Source organism: Marinobacterium mangrovicola, from assembly GCF_004339595.1.
GTDB lineage: Bacteria > Pseudomonadota > Gammaproteobacteria > Pseudomonadales > Balneatricaceae > Marinobacterium_D > Marinobacterium_D mangrovicola.
This window is the reverse complement of record NZ_SMFU01000008.1, coordinates 436,737-454,297: the sequence shown is the minus strand read 5'-3', so window position 1 is coordinate 454,297 and position 17,561 is coordinate 436,737. Positions and strand designations below refer to the sequence as shown.

The following is a 17,561-nucleotide window of genomic DNA, read 5'->3' as shown; positions in this document are numbered from 1 at the left end:
CAACCAGTCTGTGCTTATAAAAAGCCAGTTATCTAAAATCATTTACCTAAAGTCAGGATGAGCGCAGTTCCACCTCTGGCGGCACTGCAATCAACTTAATCTGTGTTTCATGTTCGTTGAGCCAAGCCCAAAGCCGATCAGCCCGCCTGAGATCCAGGCCTGCAAGACACAGCGCCAGCGGCGTCTTTTTCTGGGCTATCAGTCGCTCCAGCACCTGGATCAGCCAGCTTTCGGTCGGCCAGTGAGAACTCTCCAGCCAAAGCTGCTTGCGCAGAGACGTTTGGAGAGATAACTGAAACGTATCAGGGGAACGACGGGCTGGCCGGCAGAATGCCAACAGCAGAGATGCCTGATGCTGCTCGCCCCAGGCAAGCAAAGGCTCATACTCATGCCGGTACCAGTGGGCAGGCGTGTTACGCACTCCTTTGGGTTTGCGCACTTTGAGCGCAGGGCAATCTAAATGCCACTCGTCCAGTAACCGCGATATGGCTCTCTCGGAGACCTGCACACCGAGCAGTCTAGCGACTTCTGTAGCCACCGCTTCGCGACTCCATAAGCCCGTTACCGGCGGCTCCAGCAATCTTTCACGCAACTGTTGCTGCTGCTCTGCAGAGAGACCACTTCCCTCTCCGGCCTTGCGCCCTCTTGGCGCCGGCTTTATCGCAGCCCAACCACCGCTTTCAAATGCCTTGAACACCTTGGTAATCGTAGGCACAGAAAGTCCGGTCTGGGCAGAGGTTTCCGCCAGGGTATAGCCTGATATTCGAAGCTGAACAGCCCTTACACGAGCTTTTTCCAGATTCTTCGGCGATAAATCCTTAATAGCCAAAAACCTCTTTAATATATTGTTTTATAAGGAATAAAAAACAAATATAGATAAAAATACGGTTATTCACATAGACAGTTTATTAAAGCTTTCTATAGAATTTCAACCTTTTACGGCCGACATTCAGGGAGTAACACAATGGAATGGGGAGTTCTTGCATCGGTTGTTGCCCTGCTGGCGGTACTGGCGAGCGGACGAATACAACCGGCCACCGCCTTTGTGACTCTTGCCTGCGGCTACCTGCTAACAGGCCTGGTCGACCTGCCCGAACTGCTCGGCAGCTTTGCCAACCCGGCCCTGGCTACCCTTATTTTGCTGTTGCTGATATCTCTGACTCTGGAGCGCTCTCCGCTGCTCGATCAGATTTCCGACAAGATCGTCTCCGGCCGCCAGTCGTCGGCTCTGCTCAAACTGATGACTACCAGCGCGGTGCTATCAGCCTTTTTGAACAACACTGCGATTGTGGCCTCCTTTCTCGGCACACTGTCACGGCAAACCCGCATTCCCGCCTCCCGGCTCCTGATACCTCTATCCTATGCCTCCATACTGGGCGGTATTACGACGCTGGTCGGCACCTCCACCAACCTGGTGGTCAGCTCCTTCGCCGTTGATGCTGGGATACCCGAACTCAGCATGTTCCAGTTCAGCTTGGTAGGCATACCCGTCGCTCTGGTCTGCCTTGGCGCACTGATGCTTAGCGCCCGCTACCTGCCAAACAACAGCAACACGAGCAGGGATAGCCGCCAGTCTTATTTCCTGACCACAGAGGTGGCGCCTGATTCACCGCTGGTGGGAAAAAGCATTGAAGCCAATGCCATGCGTAACCTGGATGGCCTGTATCTGTTGGAAATCGAACGTGATGGCCGTCTGATCAGCCCGGTTACGCCCGACGAGGTGGTGCAGGCCAGAGACCTGCTAATATTTACCGGAGAGGTCAACAAGGTACAGGCACTGCAACGCTTTCAGGGCCTGAAACTGATGGGAGAGGATGCCGACGACCTGCTCGCCAGCAACCTGGTGGAAGTGGTGATCTCAAACGAATCGGAGCTTGCGAACCGCACCCTGCAAGATATGGATTTCCGCACCACGTTTAACGCAGGTGTGGTGGGGATACGGCGCGGAGAGAGAAGACTTGAGGGGCAGCTGGGTCGAATCCCGCTGCGCGTGGGCGACAGCCTTCTGCTCGCTGTCGGTGGCGACTTCAGCCAGCATAGAAACCTGGACCGAAACTTTCATCTACTCAGTGGCACCCTGCAACGCCCTCGTCTAAGCATGAAACAGAGCCTGACAGCGCTTGGAGGCTTCGCCGCAGCAATTTTGAGTGCGTCGCTGGGTATCACAACCCTGTTCGAGGCATTGCTCTGCCTGCTGGGGCTCTTTCTGCTGGGGGGCCTGCTTAGCGTTAATGAAATGAGACGCCGCTTCCCGTTTGAACTGTTTCTGGTGATCGGCTCGGCCCTGACCATCGCCAAGGGTATGAGCGCATCAGGCGCTGCAGGCTTGGTCGCAGAAGGGATGCAGGCGCTATTCAACGGCTATGGCGTCTATGCAGCCTTCGTCGGCATTTTCCTGCTGACACTGGTATTGACGGAGACCGTCACTAACAATGCCGCAGCGGCACTGGCGTTTCCGATTGCACTGTCCACAGCACAAGCATTCAACGCGGATCCCATGCCTTTCATCATGGCGGTGGCTTACGGTGCCAGCGCCTGCTTCCTGATCCCATTTGGTTATCAGACCCACCTGATGGTTTATTCGCCCGGACGTTACCGCCTATCGGATTACCTGAAAACAGGTTTGCCGGTGAGCCTGGTCTATACCGCAACAGTGCTTACTCTTACGCCACTGGTGTTTCCGTTTAATGCGTCTTAAACCCGTTTCCGAATCCGGCGCCAGACATGGGTTCTTAAGGACGTTTTTCTTTTCTTTTGCCGGTGCTGCTGAAGAATATCCACCGCGGTTTCAGCGTTGACCTGATCCCCGCTATCCGGATCGACATACAGCGGATAGCGGATCAGCGTTGCGGCCACCAGCTCATCCAGAGTGCGGCGGCGAGTGCGACGCGGACAGTCAATATGATCCTCTGTCAGCCCCCAGCCCGCATAAAAAGGCAGCCCCCAGACATGAACGGGAATACCGCGAAGCAGCGCTTCAAACCCGGTCAGTGAAGTGAGTGTGTGTACCTCATCGATCTGCTCCAGCAGGTCCGGCATCGCCAGATCCTGAACTTCAAGATCAAAATAGTCCTGCCCGGGTATCTCGCCTTTGCGGCCACCGCATACCACATCCGGATGAGGTTTATAGATGATATAGGCATCCGGGCAGGCGTGCCGCACGGCGCGCAGCAACTCCAGATTCGTCTGCATCTGGGGAGAACCGGTGCGAATGGATGCATCGGTTTCCACCTGCCCCGGCACCAGCACAATCCTGCGATCTTTCGGTAGATCCAACTGCTGTTGAATCCCCACATTGTACTTGGACATTTTCAATGCAACGAGGCGCTGCCTCAGCCTCGCAGCCCGTCGCAACAGATCCGGCGAGAACTCATCATGTTCCAGCATATACTCCAGATCACTGGGGGCAGATGCATCGTAGTAGATACCGCGAGAATCGATCACCAGCGATAGCGGATCGACCAAATCCACACCCAGCCCCACTGAGCGGATAAAACCGTCTTCTATCCGCCAAAGTTCCTGCCCCCGCTCCCGGCAACCGGAAATAAGCGCCGAATCCAGCTTGGAGGCCCAGGCTAACACTTTGGGTGCCGACACTTCCGAAGCCGGCTGCCGCCACTCCACTTGAGCACCCAGCCCAAGAAACCGACCGATAAACGCACGCTTCCACCCTGCAAAATCGATCGCATCCCAGCTACCAGCGAAGCGATCCCGAGCGCGTTTTTGATCAGCGATCAGGGCAACCGTATCCTCAAACTCGCATCGCTTCCCGGTGTAAGGGTTGATATAGCGACAGTACTGCAGATAGGCAGCATAAAAGAGGGCTTCAAGACTGCGTTTGACGCCCCTACGCTCCAAGCTCTGCCGATCTGTAGTCAGGCCCCAACCCGCGTAGAAAGGCATCCCGAAGCAATGCACCTTTTTGCCGGCCAGCAGCGCTTCAAAACCGAGCTGACTGGTCACGACATAGACACGATCTACAAGATCCAGTAATGCCCAGGGATTAAGGTCATCCCCAATCAAGCGGCAGCCCAAGGCGCGTGCCTGCTCCAGCAGGTGCCCCTGCTTTTTGCCAGCAATCACATCCGGATGCACCTTAACCAGCACTTCAGCACCCGGGTTTTCGGCAACGGCCGCATTAAGCATTTCACTGAAGGAGGCCGCGCTGGCCAAGCCGTACTCTATGGAGGCATCACCCGCGGTTTGATCCACGACCAAGACATTGGACTGCTTGGTTTCCAGTTCAGCCGGCGATCGATCTGGCGCGTGGTTATATTTGGAGAGGCGATAGCGCTTCAACATATCGATGCAATCACCGGCCCTCTGCAGTTGAATCGGGTCCGGTGCCTGCTCGCGTATCAGCGTTTCAAGATCGGAAGGGCGAGTGGCATCGTAATAGATACCACTACTGTCAACGATAAGACTATGGAGAGGAGCGCCGTCAACGCCCAACCCCAGAGAGCGCAGGAAGCCATCCTCCAGGGACAGATAGGGCACACTCAGTTTCTGAGCACACTCCCGCGCCCTAATCGCACTGGGCTTCAAGCCCCACCCAGCAACATGGGTGAATCGATAAAGGCTTGACCAGCCAGAAATCCGTGCACAGGGCGCTTCCAGAAACTCGGCCAGCCAAGGAGTCTGACCCAGCCCCTTTACCATGAAACCAACTCGCATACTCAGTTAACGCAATTCCTGTCAAACGAGCCCGTTTGATTGCGCTGAGTGCCTGCTGCTATTTTCTTGGGATCCTGACTTTCAAGCTCTCGCTGCCAGACCTTTTCAAACAACCAGGCTGTCGCTCGAGGGAAAGGCGTGAACAGCGGATTAAAGGGATTATCCCGGGACTGCATCCAGATTGTCATGCGCCGACTGGGCTGTTCTGCGACACCACGGCGATGAAACCCATAGACGTTGCCAATCAACAGCGTATTTTCCGGCACATGCAGAGCCTTCGGTTCGAACCCCATTTGGGCAAGGTCTGCCTCACTGGCACGGAATGAGCCATCCCAGTAACGTCCTGGCTGTCGCCTTTCACCCTGCTTGGAAGCTTCCAGGCTTTCACGGTATTCCCACTTCAAGCGCCGCCAGGTTAAGCGGTGGGAACCGGGCACATAAACATGAGGCCCGTTGCGATTATCGGCTGCATCGATAAACAGCCAGCCTTTTACGCAGGGGTGAAAAGTATCGGTATGGAAATCCCTTTGCGGGTCCGGCTGAGGTGCCACATTGGCGTGGTTACAGAGGTTCTCGATGAAGAAAAACGGCGGCCGGTTCTTCGATGAAGCCCAGCGCATCAACCTATCCAGTCGTGAACCATCGGTAAACGCACTAATGGCCGGCAGGTCTGCGCGTTTATCCTGGGTCAGAAAGGCGCGCTGGGTCAGCGTCGTTCCCTCAACGAACTCACGGATCAATCCCTGATAGCCCTCTGCTTCCGCCTTCAGACGAGCAAACTGCTCAGGCTCGAGAAAGTCCTTTTTGAGGATATAACCATTACGCAGAAAATCCCGTCGATCCTCTTTCGCCACCAATGGCGCCAAGAGCAACAGACGGAAACGGAATAACCCCTGAGAGACCACAACCCGGGCTACATGTAGCCCGCAGCGATTAAGCCAGTAACTACCTATGATCGGGTTTTGCTTAAAGCTTTTTGCCCAGGTAAAAAGCTCAATAAACCAGTACGGGTAACGCAAAACGCGACCGATTACCGACTTTGCTTGCTGCATTCCTCTCTCCAGGAAGCCAATCGAAGATAACTACGCTCCGGCCTTCACCTCAGGATGCAAAACCGGAGCGCATAACACAATAAAGCCTACTATAGGCAACGCCTCACCCTACCAGCAGCTGCGCTTCGCTAAGGATGGCTTCCAGGTGCGCTTCATCCTTAAAGCTTTCTGCATAGACCTTACACAGGTCTTCAGTGCCACTGGGGCGCGCGGCAAACCAGCCATTCTCCGTAACTACTTTAAGCCCACCGATGGCCGCTCCGTTACCCGGAGCTTCGGTGAAGCAGCCGATAATAGGATCACCTGCCAGGGTGTCAGCGTTAACATCGTCGGATGTCAGCGCCTTCAACTTCGCCTTCTGCTCAGCAGTGGCCGGACTGTCGATTCGCTTATAGACCGGCGCACCGTAACGCTGAGTCAGCTCCGCATAATACTGAGACGGCGTTTTACCGGTTACAGCAAGAATCTCTGCCGCCAGCAGGCAAAGGATAATGCCGTCCTTATCTGTGCTCCACGCCTTGCCATCGCGAGTCAGGAAACTTGCACCGGCACTCTCTTCACCACCGAAGGCGAGTTTACCGCCATGAAGACCAGGCACAAACCACTTAAAGCCCACCGGTACCTCATAAAGCTCCCGCTGCTGACCTGCGACAACCCGGTCGATCATTGAAGAAGATACCAGTGTCTTGCCGATAGCCAGCTCTGCAGGCCAATGCGGACGATGCGAAAGCAGGTAATCGATACACACAGCGAGGTAATGGTTGGGATTCATCAGCCCGCCGGCGTCGACGATACCGTGGCGATCCGCGTCGGGATCGTTACCGAATGCAAGATCAAAGCGCTCACGGATCTTCAGCAGGTTAGCCATCGCTGCGGTACTGGAGCAATCCATGCGAATCTTGCCATCGTGATCCGGCGGCATAAATCCGAAGTCCGGCGACTGCTCACGGTTAACTACTTCGATATTTAGGCCAAACTTAGCAGCGATCGCATCCCAGCTTGCCAGCGAGGTGCCTCCCATCGGGTCAGCACCAATGTGAATATCGGCCGCCTTTATGGCATCCATATCGACAACTGACGCCAGCGCCGCCACATACTCGCCCACATAATCGTACTGCTCAGCTTTCTGACGAGCCTCATCGAATGGCAGACGCTGGATACCCTCAAGACCCGATTGCAGCAACTCGTTAGCACGCTTCTCGATCCAACCGGTCACCACAGCGTCCGCAGGTCCGCCGTCGGGAGTGTTGTATTTGATACCGCCATCTTCCGGCGGGTTATGGGATGGCGTAATAATTAAACCATCAGCGAGTTCTTCCGAACGCCCTTCATTCCACGCCAAAATCGCCCGGGACACCAAAGGGGTTGGGGTAAAACCACCTGCCGAATCGACCATCACCCGCACACCATTGGGAGCCAGCACAGCGACTGCGGTTTCGAACGCAGGCTGAGACAGCGCGTGGGTGTCCATGCCAATAAACAGTGGCCCTGATATACCCTGCTCCTTGCGGTAATCCACCGTGGCCTGAGTGATTGCCAGAATATGATTTCCGTTAAAGGTGGACTTGAGGGCTGAACCTCGATGGCCAGAGGTACCGAAGCTTACACGTTGGCCAGAATTACTGGGATCAGGTTGAGTCTGAGAATATGCGGAAATTAACTCTGAAATCTGCTGCAAAACGATACCTTTAATACTGAATTAAAAACTCGCCGATACTTAAAGACGACCAATTATATAAATGTATGCCAGTAAGCTTAGTATTACTTAGACGACACAGCTCCAGCCTGCTTAAGCATACTTTCACGCCTACTCAAATTGTTACCAAGATCTAAAATCGCCTCTGCCCAAGCCACCTGCTCCATCGGAAGCAGCAAACCATTCTCTTCATGCTGAACAACCGACCGATACACTGGATGGTCTGCGTAGATGCCTATCGCACCTGCCTGGGTAATATCATAAAACTTGGTGGCGGAACGTGCTTGGTTGAACGAGCCGGGCAGGAGCGGTGCTAGCCCTACCGTACGACCAGGCCGGCTAACCAAGGCCTTGTAGGCAGGCCAGCTCATAGGCTGGAGAACATGAACACGGGGTAGATGCGAAAACAGCTTGCGAATTTCGGCATTGCCGATCAATTCGAAACTAAACGAGGAGTCCCGCTGCAGCACCTCTTCAACCACTGGCAGCAGCCAGCGGATTTCACCAATATGCGAGGCAGAGCCGTGATAGAAAAAAGTCTTTTGTGGCTGACAACCTGCATAGGGAGACTTAGGCTCCAATACACGCGGCTGCCAATCTGCGTACTTATCGGCCAACCACTGAGTTGAGACCCAAAGCTCTGCATTCATCCTGCGCAGCCAGGCTTTACGGCGGGTGGCTAAGCGATAAAGCTTCCAACGGTAGCGCAGGGGGAGCCCCTGATGCGCGCTGAGGTCGAAGAGGTCATCATCCATGAAAAAGACCAGTCGCCCCAAAGAGGCCCGATTCCGTTCCACCCAGCTTATCCATCGAGGCGTGACGTAACGCACAAAGGCTAGATGAGTGCCAGACTCAACGGCAACCGGTTCAGTAGACGAATTCAAATCGCAGACACACAGGCGACCACTTGCCAAGACGGGTTTAACGAAATAGTCACTACTGGGGTTTTCATTCTGCTCGATCAGAAGCCAGCTCATTCAGCTGTTACCAAGGCCAATCGATGCGAGGATATTTGCCGAGTGTAAAATCCGGCTTGGCATAGTTAAGGTTGGGATTATAGAAAGGATCTCGCTCGATCACGCTGGCCCAGCGTTCACGCATGTATCGAACCTCGCTTTCAGCCCGTGCCTGCTTTTCAGGGTTATCGTCCTTACCCCGCGATACTGACTCATGATGATACAGCTCAGCATAAGGGGTATACACTACTCGATAACCGGCCTGTCGAACGCGTAAACAAAAGTCAACATCATTAAAGGCGACGGCCAAATTCTGCTCATCCAAGCCGCCTAATTCCCGATATAACTTACGTGTTGTTAAAAGGCAGGCTGCTGTAACCGCTGATAGTTCCTGAGGTAAAATCGAGCGATTCATATAGCCTGGATCACCCGCTTCGAGAATGCCGTGCAGGTGATTGGCACATCCGCCAGGGCCAATCACATCACCAGCATGCTGAACCCTGCCATCACTGAAATACAACCGGGCCCCGACAGCCCCTACACCGGGTTGCAACAGGCGGGAAACCATTTCATCCAACCAGTCAGTGCTGATCACTTCAGTATCATTATTGAGCATACAAACCAGATCACCTTCAGCATGCTCTACTGCAAAATTATTGATTGCAGAAAAATTGAACGGACGATCATAGGCCAGCACCCTAACCCGGAGGTCTGACGACAATGCCTCCATATACGCTAGCGTATCTGCGCAGCTGCTCTGATTATCGAGAATCAGCACTTCGAAATTAGGCCAGGTGGTTTTCTTAAGAATACTGTTCACGCAAGGCTGCAGAAAATGCAACATATCACGAGTTGGGATAATAATGCTAACCTTCGGCTGCGAAGCTGGTAAACCGTAGCACACCCTCACTTGATCACGACCATCCCGGATCACCCTGCTATCAATGTTGTGACGTACCAAGTGCGCACTTAGCTGCTCAGGACAGGCCTTAGAGCTCGCACCGGCCTGATGGAAGAGTACGGCCGGAATATGCCGAACCTGCTCCTCGTTCGAAAATATTCCTACCTCTAGTACTAACTCGTATGCCCTGGGCATATAGCCCAAGCGATCACGGACGGCATCCAGCTCCGAGGCCTTGATAAATACACAATCACCTACGTAATGACTCGCACGCTGCAGCTCTGGCGACCAATCCGGCTTGAAGTAAGGATCGGAGGGGATTTCATCGTTTTGTAAATGGGCATGATCAGAGTAAATCAGTTTGGCATCAGGATATTTATTTGCCTCACTCAAAAACCATGCTAGTGCCCAAGGTTCCAATATATGACCAGGCTGTGTAAAGAGCACCCACCCATCTGGGTCGCCAACAGGCCAATAATCATCTTCTTCGGTCAACACGTGAACGGAGGTTCGTACTCCAATTTGATCTCTTACAGATTCACGTAAACTGTTACATACAGGCTTGAGTGTCAAATCTTGCACTTTGCGCTCGCCAAATTGGCGTGCATCGACCAGCACCTGGACAGCGGCTTGATCCAACCTATTGTGGCTTAGGTATCGGCCCAAACGGCGCTTAACATCATCTGTACACGACCAGTAATGGGCTCGCCACTCGCTGTAGTCGGGAGCTGGAAAGTGGTAGCGTAAGCTTCCAAGTAAACGATATACGCTAAACGGATCCGAAAGCACCTTGCGCCAGCCAAGCTTCATGCGTTCGGCTTTAGCGGTTTCCACTTTCGGTAACGTCCCGAAAATACGACGTCCCACCCAATACCAAGCAATCGGCCCGGAAACAATCTGCAGATCAAGACTCTCTATAGATAACGGGCCTTGCTCATATTCAGCTTCAATGCTCAACCTATGGGACGCTTTGGGGCGGGGTAGCAGTTCAAATACACGCCCTTTAAAGCTAGCCGGAAGAGGAATTCGGCGTTCATAGGTAGCGAAGTGGATCACGGCCCAGACGTTAATAGTTGTACAGTTTTCCGGCAAATTAGCATCGATCAGATACCAGCGATCGGTGCTGTAGGTATCGTGAGATAATTTATTCATTAATGGGTAATTCTAAAGTATCTAGCAAGGGAGGTTACTTCACTTGGTCGGAGAAAGCCCCCAACAACCGGAGTTGTCATTAAACAACCACCACTTCTTGCTGCCCCAGAACCTGCTCTGTTTCAGAGACACGAACAGAAACATTAACACCAGCACCCAAAGGTTTGCTAAAGCGATAATGAAAGCCGATATAACCGTTCCGTGGAGGAGACAAATGCAATAAACCGGGACACAGATCATTAGCTACTAGATCCGCCACTTTTTTATCATCAACCAAAACCTCGATAGTTACGGCTCGCTCCCCTTGAGCATACCACGCCCAGCCCTTAATAACTTTTGAGTTGAGTTGCTGAATAGTACCATGTACATAAGGCAAGCCCTTTACAAACAGGGCATAACGCTGTTTGTAAAGCTCAACCACCTTTTGATATAGCGCAATGTCAACAGCGTTCAGCTCCTGCATTTCTTTCAATTGATCATCTGGCACTTCATAGGCTTTATCCTTAGCCTCGCGTCCCTGGTTCAACTTTCGACGTTGAAAAGCTGTTCCGAATAGAGCATTCAATTGACTTAAGCTGACATCATAATCCTCTGTTAAACCGATAAAACCCAAAGCTTCAATAGGGAGTCCATGCAACATCTTAGAATGACGATTAATAAACTGAGGCTTACGGTAAAAGGACGGAAGATCTCCCTCGTAATTTTTGTGGCGCAAGAAATGGTTATATTCTGACAAAACTCGCTGAACCGGGTCACGTAAAAATGTTACTAACTGGCTCGCGCCCAACAGATGCACATATTTTTTCGCTGGCACATGACCACTAATAAAAAGAATTTCCGTCTCGGACAAAGCGGTGTTTAGACCTAGATAATCCTTTTCCTCATAGATGAACTTTCTAACTAAATCCGAGGTCTCTGCAGAATCAAGAGAGTAATCGTAGCAAACAGACTCAAAACTAAAATATTCCTCCGCAGCTTTACGAAAACTAGTACCTGCTGTTTTTGGAATATGTACGAAAAATAGTGCCTTCGTATTTTTAGCTTCTCCCATGTCTTCAGCCATCGGGAGTTTAACATCCAAATCTAATTCAGTTCTCTTTCGTTCGCAAGACAACTCGGTCGTTATTCCCGAAAGGCTTTTCCGAACCGATATATCTTTTTTTGGCCACTTTATAAAACGCTTAATCACAAATTTCTGCCATTTATTCACATTCCCAAGCATGACGGATTATCACTTCCAATTCGGTTTACGCTGTGTTCCATCCGCGTTGGTATTTAAAAAGCGCAGCATTAGCCACAAATACCGCAGGTATCACTAGATCACCGTTCGTTTTTTCCCACCTTATACCTACGGCCATCCTCTGCTACAACATGCTACACTACTATAATAGCCAGACGCACCAAATGACCCTGTCCATTACCCAATTTATAAGCTAAAGCACTAGAGCTTTCACCTGAAAGCAAAGCGTTAAGTGCCAACTGATGAGCTAAAAAATCACTAATATGTATGCTTGCAAGAAGCACACTGAAAAAAAATACCGACGCTCTTTTCATTTCGAACTATTGTAAACCACTGATACTCTGCGTCGTCGTCAATACAGGAACTAATATTAAAGGTTCCTCTTATCATCTAACGTCAAGGATGCGCCCCTATAACGAGAACTAATAGAGGATCAGAAGCACGGCGCGTTAGACAGACTCTGTGCTGCACGATCTTTGTCCGACAGCATCGGCGGTTCACCATTGATCAAGGGCCACTCGATGCCAATTTCCGGATCGGCCCATAGCAATGACTGATCACTATCAGGATGATAATAATCGGTGCACTTATAGACAAATTCAGCCGTCTCAGACATTACGTAAAAGCCATGTGCAAAACCTGGAGGTACCCATAGCATCTGTTTGTTCTGATCTGACAGATAAGCACCCACCCACTGCCCAAAGGTCGGCGAGCTTCGACGCAGATCCACAGCCACATCAAACACCTCGCCCTGTACCACACGAACCAACTTGCCCTGGGTCTGCTCAAGCTGATAATGGAGTCCACGCAGAATACCCTGGCGGGATTTGCTGTGGTTGTCCTGTACAAAGGTATAGTTGCCGCAGTTTTCCTTAAAGTCGCCTTGACGAAAGGTTTCAAGAAAAAATCCCCTCTCATCACCAAACACTTTTGGAGTTATCAGCACTACATCAGGAATTGAAAGTCGTTGGTAATCCATTAACGCCCCTTAACTAAAGGATTAAACCGAAAAAGTAGACAGGTTAGCCATTAATTACAGAGCACATCAGACGCTTGCTTCTGTTCCCAATGCCAAGCGTGCTCAATGATGGTTTGAAGATCCTCATACTGCGGGTACCAGCCCAGTTCTGTCCTGGCCCGGCCCGCGTCAGCGACTAGGATCGCAGGGTCTCCGGGCCGACGCTGTCCTTCTTCGACAATGAATGTATGGCCTGTTTTTATGACGACCTGACGAGCTGCATCAATAACCGCCTGAACCGAATAACCCGAGCCATTCCCAAGGTTATAAGCGATGGCACCACTTTTCTTTCCAGACACTAGCGCTTCAAGCGCCAGGGCATGGGCTGAACACAGATCTTCGATGTGGATATAATCGCGAACACAAGTACCATCCTCAGTGGCGTAATCTCGGCCAAAAACCGTGATCGACTTGCGACGGCCAGATGCTGCTTGCAGCACTAACGGAATTAAGTGAGTCTCAGGATCATGACATTCGCCAAGCTCACCATCCGGGTCAGCACCGCAGGCATTGAAATAACGCAAACTCACAGAATTAAGGCCATAAGCAAAAGCGTAATCTTTCAGAATGCGCTCGAGCATCAATTTACTGGCGCCGTAGGGATTAATCGGCTCCTGGGGATGGGCCTCATCAATCGGTGTGTATACAGGCTCACCAAAGGTCGCAGCAGTGGAAGAGAAAATAAAGTGTTTTATGCCATTGCGAACCATGGCATCCAACAGAGTTATCGTGCACGCCACATTATTTTGATAGTACTTTGAAGGATCTGAAACCGACTCGCCAACCAGACTGCTGGCCGCAAAGTGCATCACCCCATCAAACTCGTATTCCCGAAACAACCTTTCCAATAAAGCAGGATCACCAAGATCACCTACAATAAGCTTGCCATATTGGGCAAGTGACCGACGTCCTGTGGTGAGATTATCGAGAACAACCACCTCATGGCCAGACCGGGCTAGCCGCTTGACCATGTGGGAACCGATATAGCCGGCACCGCCTACAACAAGAACTTTCATGTGGTTTACTTTCTCCAAAAGGAATTACCGCGTAACCTAGACTTACAACTGAAAGGACGCACCAGCCACTACCAAGCGTAACACCGTGCCAGCAGCCAACTGTTCAAAAACAGGCTCAGGTATGCGCAGAATGCACTGGGGATCATACCCTTCAGACAGGAAGACAGAAGTGGAACCGCCCTGCCCGGGAAGTAATTTCATTTGAGCGACGCCTGTCATGCCCTCACCATCATGTGCCCACTGCCAGATACAGTTTCCATCTGCATTCACTAACTCTAGCGCGTCCACCAAAAAAACACCGGGACGATTGGATATGTCCAGTCTTAGCTCACCTCCCTCGCCTAAGGCTTCAGGCAGGTGCAGACCAAACGTATACTTATTGCCATCCAGCGCAAGCGGGTGGTGACAACTGCGCTCCTCACTGAACCCTTGCTTCTGGGCACGCCAATAAACCGTGCAATCTGCGGTGAGCGTTGGCTTCAGGGTTCTGGTACTCCAAACCGGCAATCTCACAGAATCGAGCGAAGCCCCCCCCTCACTCGGCACTCGGCCTTCCGCATGGCACGCGATACTGTGCATGACTTTCGAAAACAGCCGTAAGTCGCCGGCAGTCGCCTTGTAGCCGAAATGTTCCATTACCCGGTGCAACAACACATTGCCATCCAGCAATTCCGTATTGGCTGGTGCAGCTACAGTTTTTATACCGTAAAACGTCACAAACAATCCCCGGAACACAACCAGCTCAATCGGTAACGGATGCTCCCGCTTCCATTCCAGGTCAATCCATACAGTTGAATCATCCGGCTTAATTATAAGATTTCGGGGTGCTGCATCCAGAAAGTGCGCAGGGAGCCATGTCTGATAGCCTTGCCACCCTTCAGGCACCAGTCCCTCAACGCATTCTGGCATTACTGCTCGCCGCAAGCTGGTAATCCAGGTCTCTGCCCACTCGCATACCATGTCCAATGTCCAACCCGGGCGTTGCAAAACAGCCTGCAATAGGTCGCTGTGGACCTCACCGGGTTGATAAGGCTCTTCTCGCCACCCGGCATCCCCGGCGGTAAGTAGAGTATTGCCAATATTCCGGCGCCAAACGGATATGCCTGATTCTGTTGACGTGTTCTTATGGAACGCTAATTCCTGGCTCGTCGAAGCACCTCTTTTCGGGGAATAGTAATAAGCGAGTGAATCTTTTTCCTGCCAGGTATTGCCAGGTTGAGTATGGGCCAACATCAAATGAGAATTGGCAAGGTCTTCCACTAAACGATTCTTCGCCACCAACGGCCAAGCTCGGCGCAGAGAAAACAGTGAATTCTTATTCCGCTGCCGGTCTGCAGACACGGAACTCGCCAATAAAGTGCCGAGGTTCCAAGTATGCGGTGCTTTTTCAGCCGCCTCGGGAGCAACAATAAAGTTCGGGAGCTTGTAATCAGGGAAGGGAGAAAAGGTTTCTGCGTGGCTGAAACCAGCGCTAGCGGCGCGCTGCTCCAGTTCCAAACGACCAAAGGTGACCGGCGAATCATTAGTGTACAAGTCATTGATGCCCGACATAACGCCAACACCGTGGTCTTCTGGCGCACCAGCGAAGTATTTCAGACCAAGCTGATTCTCGATGGCAACAATCAGTACCCCCCCAGGTTTAAGGTAACTTCGCGCACGCTCCAGTACCTGCTGAACCGGATCATCCCCCTCAACATACACACGAGAGTACTCCAACACCCCGATGAGGGTAACCACATCATATTTGCCCTGGATCGGGAAGCTTTCAATTTTATCAACCGCCACCTGAACATTCGCAAGGTCCCGACAGCGCTCAGCAGCAATGGCTGCACGCCTGGGACTCCCCTCGACCGCAGTCACGCGAGCGCCTAGTTCCCCGAGGTAACGGGTAACAGCACCACAACCGCACCCGAGTTCAAGAACATGGCCAAAAGCAAGTTGATTCGCGAACGGTCGAAGCAGATTAGCCCTATCTGCCGAAAGATGGTACTCCGAAGGCCAGTCGATCTGGTGTTTCAGCAATTCTTTGGAATATAAACCCACCTGCTCCGCACTTTTAACGGCGTTAAAGATGCGGTCTTCTACTTCATCGCCGTCAGAATATGTAAATTCCGCCAAAGATTCTCGATGGTAAACTCCTAACCCTTCATCAAAGGCGTACCAGGCCGACAGTCCAATAGGGAAGCAGACGCGGGACTGCAGCTCAAAAAACTCTTCACAAATATCGCTCCCTGCAACTTCAGCGTTCCAAGATTCGTCTGCGCCGGTCCCCAATTTATCGAGCAAGTGCTTCAAGTTACTTGAGACATCCTTGCGTCCTGCCAGAACAGACGCCTTAGCAATAGCATGAGCAGCTTCTTGCAACGGTAATGTTTTGGTCATTTATCGCTCAAATTTCCGCCAATGACTGAATAGAGTTGACCGAATCTATACCCTGTTCAGCAACCCAAGCATGCCAATCAACCACCTCGCTCCAGTCACTCAGAAACACGAAATCCAGCCCGGCAGCAGTGGCAGCCTTGTAATCATACTTGCTATCACCAAGAAACAGAGCCGGTTGCCGGATGTTGCCAGAGGCGAGCTCCCGCGCCAGGATCTCATCCTTGGTGTCTGGACTGCCGAATATACTAGCGTCGAACCAATCGGCAATGCCTCGCTGGGTAAACACATCGCGTAGTTCGGTCTGGTCACCGCCGGAAACGATCAACCAGCGCGTATCCGGGATCTGCCGGCGCAACATTTCAAGCGCCGGGGACAACTCACAGCTCAGCAGCCCCTCACGCACATGACTGGCATAAGCCTGCAGCAAACCGTCGATATCAGGCCCTTGATGCTCGGCATGAATTGGCACAATCTGCTCAAGAAAGTGGGCGAACTTTTTGTAGCGAGAGATTCCTCCGTTAGCGACGTGGTAGTCGACCATGGCACTAGCTGCGGCTTGCCCGAAGGGTAACGTTGCTTGATAGAACGCCTCGGTCTTGACTTTGTTGGAGTTCAACACTACTCCGTCGCAGTCGAAGACCAGCGTGGTGTAGAGGTTTACCGAAGACCTCATACCTGCACCTCGATGGCCTGGCGCAGTGCAGACTCAACCTTGGCGACATCCTCAGGTACATCCACTGCGAGGCTGCCCGGTCGGGTTTCAACCATGCGGATGCTTGTGCCTAGTTCTAGGAAACGAAGGATCTCGATATCTTCCGAATATTCCAGCTCGCTTTTGCGGCCAAAGGCACGAAAGGCGGCGAGTTCCTCCCGAGTAAAGGCGTAGATGCAGACCTGTTTCTTGTAGCGGCTAGGCGCGCACTTGGCGTCCTTAAACCCCGGCAAGGCCGTCCGGGACATGTAAACCAGCTCGTCGCGCTCGTTGGTAATCACCTTGGGAATGTTAACGCTTTGCGGATCCTCGTTATCGCCTACCCAACTGAAACCGTTGATAATAGCGTCCATGTGGGCCAATTTAGCGTCGCGCACCTTTAAAATATCAGCAGGATCAGCCAACGGCTCATCGCCCTGCACATTAATGTAGATATCCGCTTCGACCTGCTCGGCCGCCTGAGCCAGCCTGTCGGTGCCAGTAAGAGCATCGTCGGTGGTCATTACTGCCTGAAAACCAGCGGCCTCAACAACCTCTGCGATACGAGAGTCCTCGGTAGCAACATAAACGTTCTTGACGCCTACGGCTCTTGCCGACAGCTCGGCCACCCAGAGGACCATCGGTTTTTCCAGTAATGAAACCAAAGGTTTGCCCGGGTAGCGGCTGGAACCATAGCGGGCTGGAATAATAACGACAGTGCGCATACAAACCTCTTGTTTAACAAATTGCACCGGATAGCAAAAAAGCTTATCGAGAAATAGG

The 17,561-nt window shown here is 52.0% G+C and carries 13 protein-coding genes; 1 reads left to right on the top strand and 12 read right to left on the bottom strand.

The window, feature by feature from the left end; genetic code table 11:
* Positions 1-52 precede the first annotated feature (52 nt).
* The gene (locus CLV83_RS10530) at positions 53-829 is read right to left on the bottom strand and encodes a helix-turn-helix domain-containing protein (RefSeq protein ID WP_243642363.1); all 777 of its coding nucleotides are present in this window, start codon (positions 827-829) and stop codon (positions 53-55) included.
* A gap of 135 nt (positions 830-964) precedes the next feature.
* On the opposite strand from CLV83_RS10530, the gene CLV83_RS10525 reads away from it, so the two are divergent.
* The gene (locus CLV83_RS10525) at positions 965-2,698 is read left to right on the top strand and encodes an SLC13 family permease (protein WP_132291572.1); all 1,734 of its coding nucleotides are present in this window, start codon (positions 965-967) and stop codon (positions 2,696-2,698) included.
* Here the strand turns inward: CLV83_RS10525 and CLV83_RS10520 are convergent.
* From CLV83_RS10520 to CLV83_RS10470, 11 genes are all read right to left on the bottom strand, one after another.
* Complete coding sequence (locus CLV83_RS10520) at positions 2,695-4,659, bottom strand: capsular polysaccharide biosynthesis protein (RefSeq protein ID WP_243642362.1); 1,965 nt, start codon at positions 4,657-4,659, stop codon at positions 2,695-2,697. The genes CLV83_RS10525 and CLV83_RS10520 overlap by 4 nt on opposite strands.
* Before the next feature lie 17 nt (positions 4,660-4,676).
* Positions 4,677-5,726, bottom strand: a complete 1,050-nt coding sequence (locus CLV83_RS10515; RefSeq protein WP_132291567.1) for a phytanoyl-CoA dioxygenase family protein — start codon at positions 5,724-5,726, stop codon at positions 4,677-4,679.
* Between the two features lie 103 nt (positions 5,727-5,829).
* Positions 5,830-7,395, bottom strand: a complete 1,566-nt coding sequence (pgm, locus tag CLV83_RS10510) for a phosphoglucomutase (alpha-D-glucose-1,6-bisphosphate-dependent) (protein ID WP_132292681.1) — start codon at positions 7,393-7,395, stop codon at positions 5,830-5,832.
* A gap of 92 nt (positions 7,396-7,487) precedes the next feature.
* A complete protein-coding gene (locus CLV83_RS10505) occupies positions 7,488-8,399 on the bottom strand; it encodes a glycosyltransferase family protein (protein ID WP_132291564.1) in 912 nt (303 codons plus the stop codon).
* 7 nt (positions 8,400-8,406) lie between these two features.
* Positions 8,407-10,431, bottom strand: coding sequence for a glycosyltransferase family 2 protein (locus tag CLV83_RS10500; RefSeq protein WP_132291561.1), 2,025 nt, complete (start codon positions 10,429-10,431; stop codon positions 8,407-8,409).
* Positions 10,432-10,510: 79 nt separating this feature from the next.
* Positions 10,511-11,653, bottom strand: a complete 1,143-nt coding sequence (locus tag CLV83_RS10495; protein WP_132291558.1) for a sulfotransferase family 2 domain-containing protein — start codon at positions 11,651-11,653, stop codon at positions 10,511-10,513.
* Positions 11,654-12,104: 451 nt separating this feature from the next.
* Entirely contained in the window at positions 12,105-12,650 is a 546-nt protein-coding gene (gene rfbC / locus CLV83_RS10490) for a dTDP-4-dehydrorhamnose 3,5-epimerase (protein ID WP_132291555.1), read from the bottom strand.
* Positions 12,651-12,700: 50 nt separating this feature from the next.
* Complete coding sequence (gene galE, locus CLV83_RS10485; protein WP_132291552.1) at positions 12,701-13,705, bottom strand: UDP-glucose 4-epimerase GalE; 1,005 nt, start codon at positions 13,703-13,705, stop codon at positions 12,701-12,703.
* 42 nt (positions 13,706-13,747) lie between these two features.
* Positions 13,748-16,087, bottom strand: coding sequence for a class I SAM-dependent methyltransferase (locus CLV83_RS10480; protein ID WP_132291549.1), 2,340 nt, complete (start codon positions 16,085-16,087; stop codon positions 13,748-13,750).
* A 7-nt stretch (positions 16,088-16,094) separates the two neighbouring features.
* A complete protein-coding gene (locus tag CLV83_RS10475) occupies positions 16,095-16,760 on the bottom strand; it encodes an HAD family hydrolase (RefSeq protein WP_132291546.1) in 666 nt (221 codons plus the stop codon).
* Positions 16,757-17,503, bottom strand: coding sequence for a 3-deoxy-manno-octulosonate cytidylyltransferase (locus CLV83_RS10470; RefSeq protein ID WP_132291543.1), 747 nt, complete (start codon positions 17,501-17,503; stop codon positions 16,757-16,759). Before CLV83_RS10470 ends, CLV83_RS10475 begins: the two co-directional genes overlap by 4 nt.
* Between the last annotated feature and the right edge of the window lie 58 nt (positions 17,504-17,561).